We start from the raw sequence: 20,764 nt of genomic DNA, 5'->3' as shown, positions 1-20,764 counted from the left end.
CCGGGTGCCGATTTTTTGAGGCCTTCGACAGACGGCGCGCCGAGCGTTATGCGACGGACACCGTCGTCCGGGAACCGTGATGGCAGAACAACAAGCATCTCTCGATGATGCCACCAAGCATGTGGCACCCCAGGCAGACCATGGTGAGGTCGCCAAAACGATCGTCCAGCGCATTGCCCAGTTGCGGGCATGGCTTTTCCTCGCTGCCCTGCTCCTGACCTTCGAAATCTGGGCCCGATTGGATTTCGGGGGCACCTTCGTTTTCTCGTCCTACAATTGGCAGTCGGTGGCCGTATTCGCCGTGGCGCCTCTGTTGATCGCCATTGGGCAGACATTTGTCATCATTTCGGGAGGCATCGACCTGTCGACCGGCTTCATCATGGGTCTGGCCGCGGTGGTTGCCGCTCACCTGACCAATGTTGCCGGGCTCTATATGCCGCTGCCCCTGGCAATGCTGGTCGGCATCTTGTGTGCAATCCTCGTGGCGGCGATCCCCGGCCTGGTCAACGGCCTGATGATCTCGCGGCTCAAGGTTCCGCCCTTCATCGGCACGCTCGGAATGTTCGGCGTGGCACGCGGGGCTGCCTTTCTGCTTGCCGGCGGCACCACCGTGCCCGTGTCCAACTCCTACTTCGCCGCCCTTGGCAATGGACGCATTTTCGGCATTCCCTTTCTGGTCATCGTCACAGCGGTCTTCGTGCTTCTCATGCACTATCTGCTCAGCCAGACGCGTTTCGGCCAGCATAACTATGCGATCGGCGCGAATGTCCAGGCAGCCCGGCGCGCCGGCATCGACATCAAAGCGCACATCCTGCGCCTCTACGTCCTGTCCGCCATGTGTGCCGGACTCGGTGGCGCTCTCTATGCCGCTCGCTTCACGGCGGGTGCTGCGCAGGCCGGGGAACCGCTGTTGCTCGACAGCGTCGCGGCAGTCGTGATTGGTGGAGCAAGCCTGTTCGGCGGCTCGGGTTCCATCATCGGCACCGTTGCCGGCGCCCTCGTCATCGCCGTCATCCAGTATGGTCTGGTCTTCCTCGACGTCGAACCCTTCTGGCAATTCATCGCCGTCGGCGTCGTCATCATCATATCGGTTCTGATCGACCAGGCGCAGCGGCGGTTCAGCGGAGGCAAGCAAGATGAATAGTCAGACCCCGCTGCTGGAAGTCCGCAATCTGTCGCGGCATTTCGGCGCCGTCCGCGCGCTCGATGATTGTTCCTTGGTCGTGCGGCCGGGCGAGGTGGTGGCGCTCGCGGGCGACAACGGCGCCGGCAAGACGACAATGATCAAGGCGATCTCAGGTGTCTATCGTCCGACCTCGGGCGAAATCCTGATCGAGGGACAGCCGGTGACCTTCTCGTCGCCGCAGGAGGCGCGGGCGCTTGGCATCGAGACGATCTACCAGGATCTCGCGCTCGCCGACAATCTGACGATCGGCGCAAACATTTTCCTGGGGCGCGAGCCGATGCGCAAGGCCTTCGGCTTCCTGCCGGTCATCGATCGCAAGGCGATGGCCAAGGCGGCCGCCGAGACGATGGCGCTTCTGGATTTCCATGTGAAGCGGCTCGACGCGCCGGTGAGCAACTTTTCCGGCGGTCAACGCCAGGCGGTGGCGATCGGGCGCGCGGTCTACTGGAACGCCAAGATCCTGATCATGGATGAACCGACCGCGGCATTGGGTGTGCCCGAGCAGCGCAAGGTTGTTGCGCTGATAAAGTCGCTCAAGGCACAGGGCAGGGGCGTCATCTTCATTTCCCATAATCTCCAGGACATTTTCGCCGTCTCGGATCGGATCGTGGTGCTGAGGCGCGGGATCGTTGCGGGCGAGCGAAACATCGCCGAGACCAACCACGACGAAGTCGTCAGGCTCATGATCGGCGGATAGGCGGGGCGCAACTCGATCGCGTCGAGTGCGCCCGACGCTCTATTGCACACCCAGCGCTGCAAGCAGCCCGCCATCGATCCTGTAGTCTGCGCCGGTGATGAAGCCTGCCTGGTCGGAGGCGAGGAAGGCGACGAGGCGGGCAACTTCCTCGGGTTCGCCGATGCGCCCGATGGGGTGGGCGGCGCCAAATCGGTGAAAGGCGCCCTCGATATCGGCATCATCGCCATCGAGGGTGCGTGCGGCGAGTTCCAGGATCGGGGTGCGAACGGAGCCGGGGCTGATCGAATTGACCCGGATCTTCTCCGCGGCATGATCCAGCGCCATCGCGCGCGTCAACGCATGGATTGCGCCTTTGGTGGCGACATAGGCGGCCACATTCTTCTGGCAGGCATGGCCCTGCACGGAAGCGATATTGATGATCGCGCCACCCCGGCGCATCAAGGGAATCCCATAGCGCGCCGTGAGCTGGATGGAGCCGACATTCACCGCATAGGCGCGAAGGAATATTTCCGGATCCGTGTCGACGACCGTGCCATAGGGATGGATAGCGGCCGAATTCACAATGACGTCGAGCCCGCCGAACTTCTCTTCAAGTGCGGCCATTGCGGCCTTGACCTCATCGGGCTGCGAAACATCCGTCTTTCGCACGGTGAGATCGAGTTGGTCGGTCAGCGCTATCGTTTCGAGTTCGGCATTGGCACGATCATCGATACCGAGGCATAGGACGCGGGCACCCGAGCGTGCCAGTTCCAGTGCCGAAGCGCGACCGATACCCGACGTTCCAGTGACGAGCGCGGCCTTGCCGCCAAAGTCAGCCATTGATGCTTCCCCCATTTGGATTGTCATTGATCGGGCTGACAAGCGGTCTGGTAATCGTCGAGGACGACCTGCACCGCATCGATGAGCAATTCCTGTGCGCGGAGTGGCCGACCGGCATGCTTCGCCAAACGGGGCAGATGCTGCCGGAAAAGAGGGGCTGGGATGATCTGGCGGTCGAGCGCACTCGTGAGCCGCGACACAGCTGCCTTCGCCTCCGGATGATTCCAGTAATAGCGAATGCGGTCGGAATAGGAATAGTGCCGCTGGACGCGCTGATCGGCCTCCGACCCGTGATAGTGACCCTGCCAATGGCCGGGGTTTCCCCTCATTAGTGCTTCCATGGCGGTCATGAGGCTTCGGCGCGGATAATCGGCGACGAGGTCGCTGGCGATCAGGTCAAGCCCATAAAGCGCCTCGCGGAGCACGAAGGTCAGCTCCGGCCCGACCTTCAGGATCGCAAATCCGTCTTCGACCAGTTGCCGGAGGGGCTGCTCGCCCTGGTAATCTGTCGAATGCGCTTCGTAGACAAGGCTCGGCTCGCGCTTGAGCAACTGGCTCAGATTCCGCGCCTTGGCCCGATCATAGGCGATCACATTCTCGTTGCCGAATTCGACGCCGGGCTGGACGACGAGGGCGATGACGCGCGAGAAGGCATCCGCCATGCCGGCCTTGAGAAATGTCTCGCGATGAATGTCGATGGTCCGCCGGGCCGCCTCCACGCTGGTCGGTTCGAGGTCGGCAATCACATGGTGGGCGCCGCCAGGTGGCGGCACTTCCGTGCCGATGATGTAGAGGGGCATTTCACCGCCGGTGCGTGCCGCGGCCGCGTCCGCCGCCTGAGCGAGCCGCAGTGCCCGCCCGGCCGTCGTGGCATCGTCGAGTCCTGCGGGCTCCCCCGCGCAGCCCATCGACGCATCGAGATGGATCTTGCGAAAGCCGGCACTGACATAGGCGGCTGTCATCTCTTCCGCCTTGGCCATCGCGGCTTCGGCGCTTTCGCTTCGCCAGGGGTTCGGGCCGAGATGGTCGCCGCCGAGGATGATATTGTCCTGTGACAGCTGCTCCTCCGCTGCGATGCGATGGACGAGCTGGACGAAATCCTGCGGCTGCATGCCGGTATAGCCGCCGAACTGGTTGACCTGGTTGCAGGTGGCTTCGATCAGCAGCGTGCCGGACACTAGGGCAGCGTTTCGCGCGGCAGCCCTGATGACCAGCGGGTGCGCCGAACATACCGAGGTGATGCCGGCCGGCTTGCCATCACGGCGCGACTGGGCGAGTTGTCTCAGAAACCCCGTCACAGTGCGTGCCTCCCCGTTGCCGCTATGAAATCATCAAGCTCCCGGCGGGTGCCCGCGCCTTCCATCGGCCCTCTGACGGTGACGTTGCGGGCGCCGGCGGCGTTGGCGTAGTCCAGTGCTGTGCCCGCCGGCATGCCGAGCCTGCGGCAAGCCACATAGGCGCCGCCGAAGCAATCACCCGCACCGGTCGGATCGATCTCCTCGACCTTGAAGGCTGGGCAATCGATGCGGGCGCCATCGGCGCCGAAGAAAGTCGAGCCATGCTCGCCACGCTTGAGTGCGATCTCGGTCGCATGGCCGGCGAGCAGCGAGCGGACCGCCGTGTCTTCGCCATCCATGCCGGCAGCGACGAAGAGTTCGTCGCCAGAGGGCAGGAGGAGATTGGCGATTTCGACCAACCTCGCGAACCGTTCCTGCATATCCGGCCGGCCGAGCAGCTCCTTGCGGAGGTTAGGATCGAAGGAAATGCTGCCGCCGCGGCCCTTGATGGTGCCGATGGCGTGCTCCATGATGTCCCAGGCGCCCGGAATGGCGAAGGCCGTGCCCATGACATGCAGGTGACCGGCTCGCGCGATGAGCGCTTTGGCCTCCGATGTGAGCGAGAGTTGGGCGGCTGCCGACTTTGCGATGTTGAAAACGAAATCGCGGGAGCCGTCGTCGCGGTAACGCACGAAGGCACTGCCGGTCGGATAGTCGTCGCTCACTGAAATAGCGGAGACGTCTGCGCCATCGGCGCGAAGCCTTTCGATGTTGAGCTGCCCGAAGTCATCGTTGCCGACAGAAGCAACAATGCCGGCTGCGCCGCCCATCCGTGCGCACTGGTCAATGAAGATCGCGGGCGCTCCGCTGGGATAGGGACCCGTCAGCTCGATCGGTTCAAGGAAGCCGTTGCCCCGGCTGTCGGCCATGATCTCCACCAGGATCTCGCCAATGGTGATTGTTGGGCCGAGAGCGTCCGGCGCAAGTGCGGAATGGTTTGCTGTCTGATCTAAGGGCATGGTCGCGTACTCGGCGCTGGCATCTCGGCTTTTCGGGAAGGAGACTGCGTGATCCCCAGGGCGCAGGTGCCATCTCCTTCAGACGGCGAGACAAATTGTTTTGTAGTTTCCTGCAACATATCAAGACATTGTGGAGCGGTCATCAACCCGTGTCTTCGGAAAACCGCTGGCTTTCGAGTGAAAGATAGCGCTGGTGCAGCATGCAGGCGGCGCCGAAGGCCGGACCTATCGTCTCGTTGTCATTCATGACAATGGCGGGCATCGGAAAGCTTGCCTCCTGCATCGACTGGATATGATGGGCGACGCGCGCGGCCATCAGGGGGTAGAGTGCCGCCACCGATCCGCCGAGCACGATACGGTCGGCATCGACGACGCGGCAGGCCTGGATGAGACCGATGGCGAGCGCGCGGGCCCACTCCTCGGCGATCGTGACGGCACCCGGGACACGGTCGCGGACATCGGATAGGAGCGCCTGGAACGATGGCTCCGGTTCGCGCGAAACGCCGCGATAGGCCTGCATGATGCTCTCGAGGCCAATGATCTGCTCGAGATTCCGGTCCGGCCCCGAGGCGCTGCTGATGCGGAGATGACCGACTTCGCCGGCCAGGCCGTTGGCGCCGCGAAAAAGATTGCCATTGACGACGATGCCGCCGCCCAGACCGCTTTCCATGACCAGGAAAAGGGTGACGCCGGGATGCAGTTCGTTGCGGCCATAGGTGGCGCCGATCGCGAAGGCGTTGGCATCGTTCTCTGCGGCGACCGGGACGGAAAGGGGGAGGGCTTCCCGCATCAGATCGGTGAGGGCCACATTTTCCCAACCGAGCAGCGGGGCCAGCCGGACGAAGCCGTGGCGATCCATCTGGGCTGGCGTGGCGATGCCGAACCCCTCGCAGCGATCCCGCCTCGTGGCTGGGATGGCTTCGAACGCCATCTCGATAGCGCGCCGGACGGCGGGGCCGACATCGGTCGAAGCGCCGTCGAAGGGTTCCACTTTGCTGGAAATGATGTTAGTCGCGAGGTCGATTTCCACCGTCGAGATATGCTCGACGCCGATTTCGACGCCGATGAAGAACACGGCTTCGGGGACCAGTTCGAGCATGATGCCGGGGCGCCCGGCATGTGCGTTCGCCCTGACGGACTGGCTTTCGCTGACTTCGCGCACCAGACCGTCTGCCGTCAGGCCCGCGATGATATGGCCCGACGAGGAGCGATTGAGCCCGAGCTTCCGCGCCAGGCCGGCGCGGCTGAGCGCTCCGAACTGATGAAGCGCCCTCAGCGCCGCCACTTCGTTACGCTGCCGGATGCCGCGCGGCGAATTGGTGATCGACACCGTTTCGTTCAATCAAAAGCCCCCCAATGGCGTTGTCCGACGGCCGTTAACAACAGGCCCCTGTCTTGCTTTTCTGAGGTGTAACATAGAGCCATCGTCGCCGCGTATTGCCAATCGATGGTTGGCCGTCGCGTCAGGGCCGGCCATTCGTCAGCCGCCGGCGCTTGGCTTCGTCCATCTTGAGGTCGATGAAAGCCTTGGCGTGCTGTGCAAGCGGAATATTGTCGGTCCAGGTGTCGCGCCAGATGGCGCAGGCGAGCGACAGGCCTTCGTCGACGACGGCGCTGGAGAAGGATTCGAAGGTGATATCCCTCACGTAGCCGATATCGAGCAGGGCATCGAACGTCCGGTCGAAATCGATCACACCGTCGCCGAGATAGCCGCGATTGCTCTCGCCGATATGGAAATAGCCGATCTTGTCGCCGGCAAGCCGGATCGCGGCAGCCGGGTTCGCCTCCTCGATATTCATGTGAAAGGTGTCGAGATGCAACCGGACATGGTCCGAGCCGGTGGCCGCGATGAAATCGAGTCCCTGCGCGGTCGTGTTCAGAAGATTGGTCTCGAACCGGTTGACGATTTCGAGAACGAGGTCGACGCCTGCCGCCTTTGCGACATCGCCGGTTCTCGCGATGGCTTCGATGCTGTTCTTGCGGCCACCCTCCGTCGGCATCCGGGAATATTTGGTATGGGCGGAATAGAGGATGCCGCCGAGCTTGGTGCCGCCAATGTCACGGACGGCCTTCACCGCATCCGCCAGCAGTTTTTCGCCGGCCTTTACCGTTTCGCGATCTTCGTTCGAGACGTCGGCATTCAGCGGCAGGCCCATCGTGACGGCGATGTCGAGATCGAGCGCCTTGGCTCGTTTGGCGAGGCTGTCGAGGTCGAATTTCTCCGGTCGGAGATAGGCAAACTCGATCAGCCGGTATCCGCAGGCGGCGGACTTCTCCATTGCGTCCTCGAGCATCGCCTGGGTGGCGCCGCCGGTCCAGACGAAAGAATGTATGCCCAATCGTCCCATAGTCTCCTCCTTGGGATGATTTATGTTGTTGTTTGCAACAAAATAACCGTTTTCCTTCGAAGTCAAGGGACGATTGCACCAAGTGTTTGTCCCTGCGGCACTTGCCGTTTATCGAGCAGCCTTGATGACCCCGTCAACAAGGCACCGGACTGAGCCAAAACTCTGAATAACCGATCGATTTCTTACCCCTGTGGCTTTGAATGGGAATCTTCTTGACTAATCCGCAAAGGCTACTAATTTGTCTTTTCAAGCAACATATATGCCGGCCAGGCCGGAGACGGGTAGCATAAGCGCTCGATGTGTGCGAGCAATCATTTCCCGTCTTGAATTTCTGCCCGCTTGGCGTTCTCCTTGTGTGCGTATGCATGAGGGACCGACAGAACAGACGTCGCGTGCATGCCCGCCGCGGGGAGGAGGAACCTCGATGGCAATTGGGCACGCAGAAAGACATCAGTGAGCAAGGCGTTGCGGCGCCATCCTGGGGAGGAGGAGTCATTCAATGAAGCCCGATCTGAAGATCGTTCCCGACTTCGAGATGATCATTTGTCCGCCTGCGGAATCCTTCCGCTGGAACATGCACGACTATCCCTATTTCGGCGCCAAGTGGCACTATCACCCCGAATACGAGTTGCACCTGACGCGCACGACATCGGGCGTCATGATGGTCGGCGACTATATCGGCGAGTTCGAGCCCGGCTGCCTGGTGCTGACCGGCCCCAACGTGCCGCACAATTGGGTCAGCGACATCGAGCCCGGCAAGCTGATCCGCAATCGGGACATGCTGATCCAGTTCACACCCGAATGGGCCGATCGGGTCGTCTCCTTCTGCCCCGAGCTCGCAACGATCAACCCGCTCTACGAGGACGCCGTCTACGGCGTGGAGTTTTGCGGCGCCACTGCACTTGCTGGCCAGCGGCTTCTTGCCCAAATGGGGTCCGCTCATGGCGCCGAACGTGTGGTGCTCTTCCTCGAGCTGATGATCGCACTGGCGCGCAATCCCGCCGAACGGCGCAGGCTCTCGCGGCTTGCGCCTGCCACCGCGCAGGTGGAGCTGCCGCCGGAGCTCGACATTGCGATGCGCTATGTGATGGAACATTACAGCGAGGATTTCGACCTTGCTTCGGTTGCCAGGGTTTGCGGCCTTGAGCCACAGGCCTTCTCGCGTCTCTTCAAGCGCCAGACCGGTCACACTTTCGCACGCTATGTGATCCTGGCGCGCGTCTATGCAGCCTGCTCGCTGTTGACCCAGACCTATCGTCCGATCACTGAAATCTGCTTCGAGGTCGGGTTCAACAACATCGCCAATTTCAACAGACAGTTCTTCAAGATCTGCGGGCGGACGCCCTCCGACTATCGGCGCAACGCGCACAAGATCGGTACGGAGGCACGCGCCGATCCGTTCCGCGAAATCCGCGCTTTCTCGGCCGGCATGGCGGTCGGCGAAAAAGTATAGGTCGCTGGCAAAGCACGCGTGGCAGAGCCAAAGACCGCGCACTAAGCTCCTTTCACGCCAATAGGAAAGGGGCCGGCAAACAAGCCAGAGGTCGCAATTCTACGGAGGCGAGCCGTATCCGAAAGCCGGGAGGAGCCGTGCTTCGGAGTTCGGGAGGAACCGACACGTGTCGGGCGTGGGAACATGCCTGCAGATTCAAATCTGTGGGCTGTGCAGAGGCACAGGAGGAGGAACTATGATCAGGAAAAGTGGAATTGGACTTGCCGCGCTTGCGATCAGCCTGTTGGCAGGCGTGATGCCCGCACAGGCCGACTTCTGGTCGGATGCCGGCGCGAAATACAAGGGCGTCGTGCTGCACGGCGTGACCGAAAGCACGCCGCCGTCCAACTACATCAAGGACGTGCTGGCGCCGGAATTCGAAAAGAAGACCGGCATCAAGGTCGAGATCGAGACGACCTCCTGGGACCAGATGTACGACAAGGCGATCAAGGACATGGAAGCCAAGACCGGCATCTATGACATGATCTATATCGAGCAGGACATCATCTACGCCTATCTCGCCCGCAACTTCCTCGTCGACATTACGAAGACCCTTAACGATGACGCTTCGCTGAAGTCTCCGGATTTCAACGAGGCAGGATTCACGACCTTCGCCGACTATTTCAAGAAGGACGGTGACCTCTACGGCATCCCGATGGAGGCCTTCGTCAAGGTCTATCTCTATCGCACCGATCTCTTCAACGATCCCAAGATCCAGGAAGCTTTCAAGGCGGCCACGGGCAAGGACCTGAAACCTGCGACCACGCATGCGGAATACACCGAGATCGCGGAATTCTTCACCAAGTACGGCAAGGACAACGGCCTCGAGCTCTGGGGCACGACGGCCCAGGCACATACCGGCCATCCGGCATCCTGGTACGAGTTCTTCGAGTCGATCGCGCCGACATTCGGTATCTATAACTGGGGTATCGACGCCAACAACAATTATGCCGCGTCGGTCGAGAATGGCGGCCAGATGAACAGCGACAAGGCCAAGGCCGCCATGAAATACTGGCTGCACCTGCGTGACATCGCGCCACCTGAATCGGCAGCCTCGACCTGGACCGAAGTCGGCACGACCTTCGCAGCCGGCCGCGTCGCACAGGGCCTGGTCTATGGCGAGAATGCCGCCTGGATCGCTTCCGATGCAGAAAAATCGAAGGTGGTGGGCAATGTCGGCGTGGCTCTGCCGCCGACAGATCCAGCGGTTCTCGCGGAGGTCGAGGCCGGCAAGGGCTATCTTGGCTATTATGATGGAGGGGCCTTCGGCCTGCCGGTCACCTCGAAGAACAAGGAAGCGGCACTGCTCTTCCTGCAGTTCATCGGCCAGGACTCGGTCCAGCCCGACTGGGCGGTGGCGGCACCCCGCATCACCAACACGGCGACCTATGACGACCCGAAGGTCATTGACATGGATAAGAAGCTGAACGGCTACTACACCATGCTCAAGGACCAGGGAAAGCTGTTCGCCGGTGCGCCTCCCTATCCGTTCCATGCGCAGGTTCGCGAAGCCACGGCACCGATCTTCTACAAGATCCTGCTCGGCGAAGTCGGACCTGACGAAGGCCTCGATCAGATGGCGGCGGCCGCTGAAGCGGAGCTGAAGAACCTCGGCTACCGGAAGTAAGACCGACACGAGCCTGCGTCCGGGTGGTATCTCCCAAGACCGCCATCCGGGCGCAGTGTCAGATATTGCGGGCCTCCGGCCTGCGCGAATATCTTCGGGAGCAGGAATTCATGCGTTCAAACACGGTCGGTTGGCTGATGCTTGCCCCGACGATTGCGATCCTCGGCATCTTCGGAATCATCCCTTTTATCTACGTGCTTTATGTGGCGTTCCATCAGTGGAACCCGTTCGGCGCCACCCCGGATATGATCTACAACGGCGCCAACAATTTCCGCCGCCTGGTCTTCGACGCCGAATTCCTGACCTCCATCGCCGTCACCATGAAGTTCGCCTTCTTTGTCGTCGCCAGCGAAATCGCGCTCGGCTATCTGCTGGCGCAGCTCTTCATGCGGGAATTTCCCGGACGTGGCTTCTTTCGCACCATCCATACGCTGCCGCTGATCGTGGCCCCCATCGTCGTCGGCTCGGTCTGGCGGCTGATGACCACGCCGAGCATCGGCATCATTCCCTATCTGCTCAAGAGCTGGTTCGGCTACGACCTCAATATCGGCCGCGATGCGACCACCGCCTTCATCCTGACCGTGATCATGGACATCTGGCACTGGACGCCGCTGGTGACGCTGACGCTGCTCGCGGCACTGCTCGCCCTGCCAAAGGAACCATTCGAACAGGCCCAGATCGATGGCGCCAACCGCCGCCAGATCTTCTGGCACATCACCCTGCCGATGATCCGCCCAGCCATTCTCGCCACCGTCTTCATCCGCATGATGGATGCGCTCAGGACCGTCGACGAGGTCTGGATGCTGACATCGGGTGGGCCGGGGGCCGCCACCCGCTATCTCGGCCTGCATATCTGGAAGATCGTCTTCCCGAAGACCGACTATGGCTATGGCGCGGCGATCTCGGTCATCGTGCTCTATATGACGCTGGTCATGTGCTGGATACTTTATGTCGCCCTCGTCGCGCGGCGCGAACGGAAGAGGACATTCTGATGCGCGAGAGCAATCCCATCCTCAATGTCCTGCTCTGGGTGCTTCTGAGCGTCCTGACACTGTTTCCGATCTACTGGCTCTTCGTGATATCGGTGAAGCCCGCGGTCGATCTCTTCACCACGCCGAGCCTGTTCATCGATACCTTTTACTGGAAGAATTACGTCAACGTGATCGGCAACGAGACGCTGCGCGGCTACATGATCAATTCGATCATCATCTCCAGCGGCAATGCGTTGCTGGTGACCACCCTGGCATTCATGGCCTGCTACGCGCTTTCGCGCTTCGACCTCCCCGGCAAGGAGAACATCTTCTTCTGGACCATCACCAATCGCATGGCACCGGCGGCGGTGTTCCTGCTGCCCTTCTTCCTGCTCTTCACCCAGGTCTTCACGATCGGCGACTGGAAACTCTACGACACCAAGATCGGCATGATCCTGCTCTATTGCACCTTCAACCTGCCCTTCGCTATCTGGACGCTGCGGCCGACCATCGACGGCATCCCGAAGGAGCTCGATGAGGCCGCCACCGTCGATGGTGCCTCGACCTGGCAGGTGATCTACGAAGTCATCTTCCCGCTGGCGCGGCCGGGGCTGGCGGTGACGCTGATCCTCACCTGGGTCTTCGCCTGGAACGAATTCCTGCTCGCCGCGACGCTCACCAGCTTCAACGCGCGCACGATCACGACCGGTCTGTCGGAATATGTGACGACGACAGGCACTGAATGGGGTGCGATGGCGGCAATCGCGGTCATCACCCTTATCCCCGCGCTTATCATCTTCGCCGTCGTTCAGCGCCACATCGTGGCCGGCCTCACCTTCGGCGCGGTCAAGGAGTAGAGTCATGCAAGAGCCTTTCGATCCCGGACAGGTCGGCGCCGAAACGCAAGCTGCCGAGGGCAAGGCCGAGCGGACAGGCTTCCTTCCGATCGTCACGAACTGGTTCGACCGCGTCTTCGTCGGCATCTACCTGTTCGTCGCGCTCGAACTCTTCTGGATGCGGTTCCTCGAACAATCGATCCCGCTCACGGTATGCCATGTGCTGGCCGTGGCACTCGGGGTGCTGATCGTATGGCGCGGCTGACGCCCGCCGGAAAAATGGGACAGAGACAATGAAATCGCTGGTACTGGAAGAAAAGATGAGGCTCACGCTCCGGGATTTTCCGATCGAGCGCCAAGAGGTGCTGGGCCCGCGCGATGTGCGGATCAAGCTGCATACGGTTGGCATCTGCGGTTCCGACGTGCACTACTACACCCACGGCGGCACCGGCGTGTTCCAGGTGAAGGCGCCGATGATCCTGGGCCACGAGGCATCGGGCACGATCATCGAGACGGGCGCCGACGTCACTTCGCTGAAACTGGGCGACCGCGTCTGCATGGAGCCGGGCATTCCCGACCCCAACAGCCGCGCGACCCGCCTTGGAATGTACAATGTCGATCCGGCCGTGCGCTTCTGGGCGACGCCGCCGATCCATGGCGTGCTGCGGCCGACCGTCGTCCATCCAGCCGATTTCACCTTCAAGCTGCCCGACAATGTCTCCTTCGCCGAGGCTGCCATGGTCGAGCCCTTGGCCGTCGGCGTCCATGCCGCCACCAAGGCGCAGGTGAAGCCCGGCGACATCGCGCTGGTGATTGGTGCCGGCCCGATCGGGCTGGTAACGGCGCTTTCGGCACTCGCTGCCGGTTGCGCCCGGGTCTTTGTCAGCGATATCGACGATGCCAAGCTCGAACTCGCGGCCAAGCTCGGGCCGATCACGCCGGTCAATGTCGCCAAACAGGATCTCGTCCAGACGATCCTCGCCGCCACCGATGGCTGGGGCGTCGAGATCGTCTTCGAATGCTCCGGCCATCCCAAGGGCGCCGAGGGAGTCTTCGATCCCCTGTCGCCCGGCGGCCGGGTGGTCTTCATCGGCTCGCAGGTCCATCCCATCCACTACGATGTCGGCAAGGCCATGGTGCGCGAGGCGCGCGTGGAGCATGTCTTCCGCTACGCCCATGTCTTTCCGCGCTGCGTGGAGATGCTGTCATCCGGTTCCATCGACGTGAAGCCGCTCATCACCCGCACTTTCGATTTCGACGAGAGCGTCCGTGCCTTCGAGATCGCCGCCTCCGCCCCCAAGGGCGAGGTGAAAATGCAAATCGCGTTGCCGCAGTAAGGGAGTTCCAATGGCTCACGTCACCGTCAAGGACGTCACCAAGAAATACGGCGCGCTGCAGGTCATCCATGGCGTCGGCATCGATATTGCCGATGGCGAATTCGTCGTGCTGGTCGGTCCGTCCGGCTGCGGCAAGTCCACGCTTCTCAGGATGATCGCCGGGCTCGAGACGATCTCCGGCGGCACGGTGGCTATCGGCGGCAGGGTGGTCAACGACGTGCTCCCCAAGGACCGCGATATTGCCATGGTGTTCCAGAACTACGCACTCTATCCGCACAAGACGGTGGCCGACAATATGGGCTTTCCGCTCAAGCTCAAGGGCGCGCCGAGGAGCGAGATCGAGGCCAAGGTCCGCAAGGCGGCCGAGATTCTCGACCTCGGAAAGCTGCTCGACCGCTATCCCAAGCAGCTTTCGGGCGGCCAGCGCCAGCGCGTCGCCATGGGCCGCGCTATCGTCCGCGATCCGCAGGTCTTCCTGTTCGACGAACCACTCTCCAATCTCGATGCTAAACTCCGCGTCACCATGCGCGTCGAGATCAAGGAACTGCACCAGCGGCTTAAGACCACGACCATCTATGTGACGCATGACCAGATCGAGGCCATGACCATGGCCGACAAGATCGTCGTCATGCGCGACGGGCGCGTGGAGCAGATCGGCGCGCCGCTCGATCTCTACGACCGTCCGGCCAATGTCTTTGTCGCGGGTTTCATCGGGTCGCCATCGATGAATTTCGTCGCCGGCAAGCTGACGAACGAGGGGGGACGGCAGAGCTTCGTCAGTGACAAGGGAACCGTGCTGCCCGTGCCCGAAGGCACGGCCAATCATAGCGAACCTGTCATCTATGGCATCCGCCCCGAGCATATCGACGTCCGGCCGGATGGATTGCCGGCAACGATTTCGGTTCTCGAACCGACCGGCTCGGAAACGCAGATCTTTGCGCATTTCGGCGGCGATGCCATCATGGCGGCGGTTCGCGACCGTATCGTGGCCCGTCCGGGCGAGGTCATCTCGCTTCGCGTCGATGTGGCAAGGGTGCATCTCTTCGATGCGAAGAGCGGCCGGCGCCTCTAGCCCGCATGAAAATGGGAGTGACAGATGTTCTTTGAGAAGTTCCGGATGGACGGCCAGATCGCCGTGGTGACCGGCGGCGGACGCGGCATCGGCCTTGCCTGCGCCGAAGCGCTCGCCGAAGCGGGCGCGCGGATTGTGATCATCGATCGGGATGAAGCTGTTGCCGAGTCAGGCAAACAGGCGCTGTCGAGCAAAGGCGTCGCGGCCGATACATTTGTTCTCGACGTGACGGATTCGGCGGCAGTCGATAGAGCCGCGGCGGACATCTTCGCCAGGCATGGCCGGATCGACGCGTTGGTCGCCAATGCCGGCATCGCCCGCACCGGCACGGCAGCGGAGGACACGCCGGACGAGCTCTGGCTCAATGTCAACGACGTCAACTACAACGGCGTCTTCTGGTGCAACCGCACGGTCGGCCGCTACATGTTGAAGGCTGGACGCGGCTCGATCGTCAATATTGGTTCGATGTCCGGCTTCATCGTCAACCGGCCGCAGCTCCAGACCTATTACAATGCCTCCAAGGCAGCCGTGCATCACTTGACAGCGTCGCTGGCCGCCGAATGGGCGCCGCGCGGCGTGCGGGTCAACGCGGTGGCGCCGACCTATATCGAGACGGAGATGACGAAAGACATCGTCGACAGGTCGATGATGGACATCTGGGTCCGCGACACGCCGATGGGCCGGATGGGCCAGCCGCATGAGATCGCGTCGGTCGTGCATTTTCTCGCCTGCGACGCGTCGAGCCTGATCACCGGTGCCACCGTCAAGGCAGATGCCGGCTTCACCTGCTGGTAAGAGGAGAGCACTCATGGACTTCACGGGCAAACATGTCGTGCTGACTGGTGCCGGCAAAGGCATTGGCCGCGCGACGGCGCTGATGCTGGCGCGGCGCGGTGCCAAGGTCACAGCGCTCTCGCGCTCGGCCGCAGATCTCGAAGAGCTTCAGAAAGAGATCGGCTGCATTCCGATCCCGGTCGATCTCGCCGATCCCGAAGCAACAAGGGCCGCGGCGCGCAAGGCACTGCCCGCCGATTATCTTATCAACTGCGCCGGCACGACCGAGCTCGAATCCTTCCTCGACCTCAAGGTGGAAAATTTCGACCTTCTGATCGCCGTCAATGCGCGGGCGCCGATGATCGTCTCGCAGGAATACGCCCGCGAGCGCATTGCCAGTGGCAGGAAGGGCGCGATCGTCAATGTGTCGAGCATTTCCTCTTTCATCGGCTTCGCAGATCATGCCGCCTATTGCGCCTCGAAAGGCGCGCTCGATGCTATGAGCCGGGTCATGGCCAACGAACTCGGCCGGCAGGGTATCCGCGTCAACTGCATCAATCCGACCGTGACGCTGACGCCGATGGCGATCAAGGCCTGGAGCGATCCCGCCAAATCCGCCGGCATGTTGTCGCGCATTCCGCTCGGGCGATTTGCGGAGACCGATGAGGTGGCCGAGGTCATCCTCTTCCTACTCTCGGATGAGGCATCGATGCTGCACGGCCTGACGATGCCTGTCGATGGCGGCTTCATGGTGAACTAGGCTCGACCGGCGGGACCTTCCATGGTCCCACCCGGAAATTCCGGCGGCGCGTGAAGCGGCCGTCCCGCATTCGAAGGATTCCCGCATGACACGTTTCGACGCCAAGCTCGCCAGGATCAGGGCCGGTAACTACAAACGGACCGATTTCATCATCGCCGACGCCAAGGATGGCGACATGGGGCCGAGCATCCCCTCTTGCGGTCCGAAGCTCGAGAAGGATTGCACCCATACGCGCTTTCGCACGCGAGCCGAGTTTCTCGACCAGATCCGGGCAGTGATCGCCCAGGACGTCGTCGATATCATGCTGACCTCGGCCTCCAATCTAGAGCTGCTGATGGAAAGCGGCGCCTATGCCGGCAGCAGCGTGAAACCCGCCATTCGCGCCAATGATACGACCGATATCTGGGTCGGGCGCGGTGCGGGCTACAGCAAGCAGCCCTCGCGGCCCTATCGCACGGCATCGCTCTCGATCAACCGGCGACACACCGATCTCGGCCTCTACTCGATCACCTTCAACAACAACCTCGAAGCCGACTACAATTCGCTGCTCGCTTTCCTCGATTTCGTTGAGGATGCCGACGACAACGGCTTCAACTACTTCCTTGAAGTGTTCAATCCCAATGTCGATACCGGCCTCGCGCCCGATCTCGTTCCGCACTACGTCAACGATAGCATTTGCCGTGCGCTGGCCGGGCTGACGCGGGCGCAACGGCCGCAGTTCCTCAAGATCGCCTACAATGGGCCGAAGGCGCTGGAAGAGCTCAGTTCCTACGATCCGGGCCTGGTGGTCGGCGTTCTCGGCGGTGGCGCCGGCACAGCGCGCGACACGTTCGAGCTCATCCATCAGGCGGAGAAATACGGTGCCCGCGTCGCGCTTTTTGGCCGCAAGATCAATCTTGCCGAAGATCCGCTTGCCATGGTGAGTTTGATGCGCGCCGTGGCCGACGGCGATGTCGGGCCAGAGGAAGCGGTCAAAGCCTATCATGGGGCGCTGCAAGCCGCCGGGCAGACGTCGTTCCGCTCGCTCGCCGACGACTTGGTCGTCACCGAAAAAGTCCTCATGAATTGAGTCCGGCGGAGGAGGAGATCATGGCCGGAGCGAGCAGGCGCGGCTTCATCGCCGGAGGGACATGGTGCCTCGACCGCAACCGCAGGATTGACGCCTGGCCGCGGGAGGACAGTGTCGGTATCGCCTGGGGGCTGGAAGAGCGTGGCGGCGGGCCGGCGTGCAATCTCGCGATCGACATCAGGCAGCTCGACCCGTCCATTCCGGTCGAAACCATCGGCCTGATCGGCGATGACGAGGCGGGCCGAAAACTGGTTGCCGAAGCCGAGAAGGCCGGGCTCGATCACCGGCAGATGCAAATCAGTCTGGAAGCACCGACGCATATGACGGAGGCCTTCATTTCGCAGGCAAGCGGGCTGCGCACCCATATTTCCGATCTTGGCGTATCGGCCCTCCTGAGCCCTGAGCATTTCGACTTCTCGACGACATCAGCCCGCTACCTGCATCTCGGCCTCCCCGGTATCCATCCCAGGATGGATGCGCCATGGCAGGACGATGCCAATGGCTGGGTGGCGGTTCTCAAGTCGGCGCAGCGGGTCGGGCTGCAAACCAATCTGGAACTCTGCACCGTCACCCCGGAACGCTTGCGCGGCCTGATCCTGCCCTGCCTGGCGCATCTCGATACGCTCATCGTCAATGACAGTGAGATCGGGGCGCTAGCGGAAATGACGACGGTAAAGGACGGGCGGACCGACATTGATGCTTGCGCGGCAGCATCCTCCGCCATGCTTGAGCAGGGCGCGATGCAACTGGTCACCATCCACTTTCCCGAGGGCGCGATTACGGTCATGCGGTCGGGCGAGACGATCTTTGTGCCCTCCGTGAAGGTGCCCCACGATGCGATCGTCGGCCCCAACGGGGCAGGCGACGCCTTTGCGGCCGGCTTCATGTACGCGCTGCATGAGGACTGGGCGATCAAGGACTGCCTCTGGCTCGGCCATGCCGCCGCCGCCTGCTCGCTAAGGAGTGCCGGCACGACCGATGGCGTCGTCGGCTGGAAGGAATGCCTCGACATTGCAGGCCAATGGGGCAGCCGCTGAAGCCAGGGCTGCCGCAAGACTTTCACGGACACAGAGGAGATGACTATGGGTAAATATCTGGAAGGCAAGGTGGCGGCGATCACGGGCGCGGCCTCCGGGATCGGGCTCGCGAGCACGCGGGCTATGATTGCCGAGGGCGCGCGCGTGGTGCTCGTCGATCGCGACCGCAAAGCCCTGGATACGGTCTGCGCCGAGCTCGGCAGCGCCGCGATACCGCTGGAGATCGACCTTCTCGATTCGGTCAGCTGCGCGACCCTGATGCCGTCGATCGAGAAACTCACCGGCCAGCTCGACATCTTTCACGCCAATGCGGGCACCTATATCGGCGGCGACCTGATCGAGGCGGATACTGCAGTCATTGACCGCATGCTCAATCTCAATGTCAACGCGGTGATGAAGAACGTCCATGACGTGCTGCCGCATATGATCGCGCGCGGCTCGGGCGACATCATCGTCACGAGCTCGGTCGCGGGGCACTATCCCGTGCCGTGGGAGCCTGTCTATTCGGCCTCCAAATGGGCGATGACCTGCTTTGTCCAGACGGTGCGACGGCAGGTCAACAAGAAAGGCATTCGCGTCGGCTCGGTCTCGCCGGGACCGGTGATCAGCGCGCTGCTCGCCGACTGGCCGGAAGAAAACCTCAGGAAGGCCAAGGAATCGGGCAGCCTGATCGAGCCGAGCGAAGTCGCCGACGCGATCATTTTCATGCTAACGCGGCCGCGCAATGTCACGATCCGCGATGTCGTCGTGCTGCCGACCAATTTCGATATCTGAGATCGCCGGGTTGCGCCGCAACACGGGCGGCGTCGCGGGCCCAACCGTACTGCCGCGCCAGTTACTGCATGCGTCAATGGCGGAGCCTGGTTGGCTCCGCCATCGTAAACAACGTCATGACCTGAGCGCGCCAGTAGAGGCGGTTCAGTTCTTCACGGTGTCTTCCAGAAAGAACCGGCCGAGCGGGTTCTGGTAGAAGTTCGCGATATTCTTGCGCGAAACGTTGATGTAGGGGCTGTAATAGAGATCGATCCAGTTGACATCCTCCTTGGCCATCTTCTGGATCTCGACATACATCTGCTCACGCTTGGCCGGGTCGAGTTCCAGGCGGGCGGCCGCCACGAGGTCCTTGACCTTGTCGTTCTTGTAACGCGTCATGTAGTTCATGTTGCTGTCGTGGCCGACGACGAAGGTGGTCTTCTGGTCCGGGTCGAGAATGTCGTTGGTCCAGTAGTTGACGCCGACATCATAATCGCCCGCTACCAGCATGTCCCATTCCTGGCTCGGATCGACCTTGTTGATGTTGACGGTAACGCCGGCCTTGGCGAGCTGCTGCTGCAGCAGCACTGCCGTCTGCTCCACCACTTCATCGCCCGCGCGGACGACGTAGTTGAGTGTAAGGTCTGACGCGCCCGCCTCGGCCAGCATCGCCTTGGCCTTCTCGGGATCATAGGGCCGCTGCAGGTTGTCGGCGTAGTAGTAGAGCGCGCCTTTAGGGACATAGGAGTTGGCGATGGTGCCGAGCCCGAAGGTCACGGTGTCGACCAGTGCTTTCTTGTCGATCGCCATGTCGAGCGCCTGGCGGACTTCCTTCTTTGCGAGCGCGCCATGTTCGTGGTTGATCAGCAGGTGGTCCTCGCGGGTCGATGTCTCGATATGAACCTCGAGATTGGGATCCTTCTTGAGTTCCTCGACGCGCGAGAAGGGCACGAAGATCGCCGTGTCGAGCTGACCGGCCTGCACGTTGAGCATGCGGGTATTGTCGTCAGGCACCGAGATCCACTCGACACCGTCGAGCTTCACCCGGTCCGCCTGCCAGAAATTCGGGTTCTTTTCGAGGATGACGCGATCGCCGCGCCGCCATTCCTTGACGATGAAGGCGCCCGACGCTGCGGTCGGCAGTTCGGCAAAGGCGTCCTCGCCCGCTTCAACCGCCTTCTGCGACAGGACGGACACATTCGGCAGTGCCAGCGTGGCGAGGAACGGTGCCGAGGGGTTCTTGAGCTTGACCACCAGCGTCCTGTCATCCGCGGCGGTTGCAGTATCGACGACCTTGTAGCTGTCGGCCCAGAGCGAACCCTTGTTGTCGCGGATGCGGAGCAGGCTGAAGGCCGCGTCGCCGGCCGTGATCGGCGAGCCGTCGGAGAACTTGGCGTCACGGATCTTGAAGGTGTAGGTCAGGCCGTCCTCCGAAATCGTCCAGCTCTCGGCGAGACCGGGCTCGAGCTTGGTGCCCGTCTTGTCGACGCGGATCAGCACGTCGAAGACGTTGGAAAACACCCAGTTGTCGACATTCTGCGCCGACTTGATCGGGTCGAAGGTGGTGGAATCCTCGCGGCGGCCGATGGAAAGGACACCGGCAGCCTCGGCGATCGTGGCACCCAGTGTCAGCAGGGCGAGCACTGTGGCGACACCCATGTTCAACCATTTTTTCTTCATGTCATTCGTT

20 protein-coding genes are annotated in these 20,764 nt (G+C 61.9%); 14 read left to right on the top strand and 6 right to left on the bottom strand.

Features of this window, described 5'->3' with window-relative positions; translation table 11 throughout:
* Positions 1-79 precede the first annotated feature (79 nt).
* On the top strand, positions 80-1,144 hold the full coding sequence (locus AC2YI2_RS21805) for an ABC transporter permease subunit (RefSeq protein WP_487388589.1): 1,065 nt from the start codon (positions 80-82) through the stop codon (positions 1,142-1,144).
* Positions 1,137-1,883, top strand: a complete 747-nt coding sequence (locus AC2YI2_RS21800) for an ATP-binding cassette domain-containing protein (protein ID WP_487388588.1) — start codon at positions 1,137-1,139, stop codon at positions 1,881-1,883. Before AC2YI2_RS21805 ends, AC2YI2_RS21800 begins: the two co-directional genes overlap by 8 nt.
* A gap of 39 nt (positions 1,884-1,922) precedes the next feature.
* Here AC2YI2_RS21800 and AC2YI2_RS21795 read toward each other — a convergent pair whose 3' ends face one another.
* The 5 genes from AC2YI2_RS21795 to AC2YI2_RS21775 all read right to left on the bottom strand — a co-directional run bounded on the left by AC2YI2_RS21795 (position 1,923) and on the right by AC2YI2_RS21775 (position 7,346).
* A complete protein-coding gene (locus AC2YI2_RS21795) occupies positions 1,923-2,702 on the bottom strand; it encodes an SDR family NAD(P)-dependent oxidoreductase (protein WP_487388587.1) in 780 nt (259 codons plus the stop codon).
* A gap of 23 nt (positions 2,703-2,725) precedes the next feature.
* A complete protein-coding gene (locus tag AC2YI2_RS21790; protein WP_487388586.1) occupies positions 2,726-4,000 on the bottom strand; it encodes a D-tagatose-bisphosphate aldolase, class II, non-catalytic subunit in 1,275 nt (424 codons plus the stop codon).
* Positions 3,997-4,998: a tagatose kinase gene (locus AC2YI2_RS21785; protein WP_487388585.1), complete on the bottom strand. Its 1,002-nt coding sequence runs from the start codon at positions 4,996-4,998 to the stop codon at positions 3,997-3,999. Before AC2YI2_RS21785 ends, AC2YI2_RS21790 begins: the two co-directional genes overlap by 4 nt.
* Before the next feature lie 142 nt (positions 4,999-5,140).
* Positions 5,141-6,340 (bottom strand): ROK family transcriptional regulator, encoded by a 1,200-nt coding sequence (locus AC2YI2_RS21780; protein WP_487388584.1) that lies wholly within the window; start codon positions 6,338-6,340, stop codon positions 5,141-5,143.
* 121 nt (positions 6,341-6,461) lie between these two features.
* Positions 6,462-7,346, bottom strand: a complete 885-nt coding sequence (locus AC2YI2_RS21775; RefSeq protein WP_487388583.1) for a sugar phosphate isomerase/epimerase family protein — start codon at positions 7,344-7,346, stop codon at positions 6,462-6,464.
* 499 nt (positions 7,347-7,845) lie between these two features.
* Between AC2YI2_RS21775 and AC2YI2_RS21770 the strand changes: the two genes are divergently transcribed.
* The 12 genes from AC2YI2_RS21770 to AC2YI2_RS21715 all read left to right on the top strand — a co-directional run bounded on the left by AC2YI2_RS21770 (position 7,846) and on the right by AC2YI2_RS21715 (position 19,095).
* Entirely contained in the window at positions 7,846-8,799 is a 954-nt protein-coding gene (locus AC2YI2_RS21770; protein ID WP_487388582.1) for a helix-turn-helix domain-containing protein, read from the top strand.
* Between the two features lie 295 nt (positions 8,800-9,094).
* Positions 9,095-10,465 (top strand): extracellular solute-binding protein, encoded by a 1,371-nt coding sequence (locus AC2YI2_RS21765; RefSeq protein WP_487388660.1) that lies wholly within the window; start codon positions 9,095-9,097, stop codon positions 10,463-10,465.
* A gap of 110 nt (positions 10,466-10,575) precedes the next feature.
* Positions 10,576-11,457, top strand: coding sequence for a carbohydrate ABC transporter permease (locus tag AC2YI2_RS21760; protein ID WP_487388581.1), 882 nt, complete (start codon positions 10,576-10,578; stop codon positions 11,455-11,457).
* Positions 11,457-12,293 carry a carbohydrate ABC transporter permease gene (locus tag AC2YI2_RS21755; protein ID WP_487388580.1) on the top strand — a complete coding sequence of 279 codons (837 nt, stop codon included), beginning with the start codon at positions 11,457-11,459 and terminating at the stop codon, positions 12,291-12,293. Before AC2YI2_RS21760 ends, AC2YI2_RS21755 begins: the two co-directional genes overlap by 1 nt.
* A gap of 4 nt (positions 12,294-12,297) precedes the next feature.
* On the top strand, positions 12,298-12,537 hold the full coding sequence (locus AC2YI2_RS21750; protein WP_487388579.1) for a DUF2160 family membrane protein: 240 nt from the start codon (positions 12,298-12,300) through the stop codon (positions 12,535-12,537).
* A 28-nt stretch (positions 12,538-12,565) separates the two neighbouring features.
* Entirely contained in the window at positions 12,566-13,609 is a 1,044-nt protein-coding gene (locus AC2YI2_RS21745; protein ID WP_487388578.1) for an NAD(P)-dependent alcohol dehydrogenase, read from the top strand.
* Between the two features lie 10 nt (positions 13,610-13,619).
* Positions 13,620-14,681 carry an ABC transporter ATP-binding protein gene (locus AC2YI2_RS21740; RefSeq protein ID WP_487388577.1) on the top strand — a complete coding sequence of 354 codons (1,062 nt, stop codon included), beginning with the start codon at positions 13,620-13,622 and terminating at the stop codon, positions 14,679-14,681.
* Between the two features lie 24 nt (positions 14,682-14,705).
* Positions 14,706-15,476 carry an SDR family NAD(P)-dependent oxidoreductase gene (locus AC2YI2_RS21735; protein WP_487388576.1) on the top strand — a complete coding sequence of 257 codons (771 nt, stop codon included), beginning with the start codon at positions 14,706-14,708 and terminating at the stop codon, positions 15,474-15,476.
* A 13-nt stretch (positions 15,477-15,489) separates the two neighbouring features.
* Positions 15,490-16,215 carry an SDR family oxidoreductase gene (locus AC2YI2_RS21730; RefSeq protein WP_487388575.1) on the top strand — a complete coding sequence of 242 codons (726 nt, stop codon included), beginning with the start codon at positions 15,490-15,492 and terminating at the stop codon, positions 16,213-16,215.
* Between the two features lie 85 nt (positions 16,216-16,300).
* Positions 16,301-17,284 (top strand): hypothetical protein, encoded by a 984-nt coding sequence (locus AC2YI2_RS21725; RefSeq protein WP_487388574.1) that lies wholly within the window; start codon positions 16,301-16,303, stop codon positions 17,282-17,284.
* Positions 17,285-17,304: 20 nt separating this feature from the next.
* Positions 17,305-18,321 carry a carbohydrate kinase family protein gene (locus tag AC2YI2_RS21720; protein ID WP_487388573.1) on the top strand — a complete coding sequence of 339 codons (1,017 nt, stop codon included), beginning with the start codon at positions 17,305-17,307 and terminating at the stop codon, positions 18,319-18,321.
* Positions 18,322-18,366: 45 nt separating this feature from the next.
* Positions 18,367-19,095: an SDR family oxidoreductase gene (locus AC2YI2_RS21715; RefSeq protein ID WP_487388572.1), complete on the top strand. Its 729-nt coding sequence runs from the start codon at positions 18,367-18,369 to the stop codon at positions 19,093-19,095.
* A gap of 144 nt (positions 19,096-19,239) precedes the next feature.
* Here the strand turns inward: AC2YI2_RS21715 and AC2YI2_RS21710 are convergent, their stop codons facing one another.
* On the bottom strand, positions 19,240-20,754 hold the full coding sequence (locus AC2YI2_RS21710; protein ID WP_487388571.1) for an ABC transporter substrate-binding protein: 1,515 nt from the start codon (positions 20,752-20,754) through the stop codon (positions 19,240-19,242).
* Positions 20,755-20,764: the final 10 nt, after the last annotated feature.

The organism is Rhizobium sp. SRI_017, from assembly GCF_057586295.1.
The sequence above is the reverse complement of the archived record's forward strand: the minus strand, read 5'-3'. Positions and strand labels throughout refer to the sequence as shown.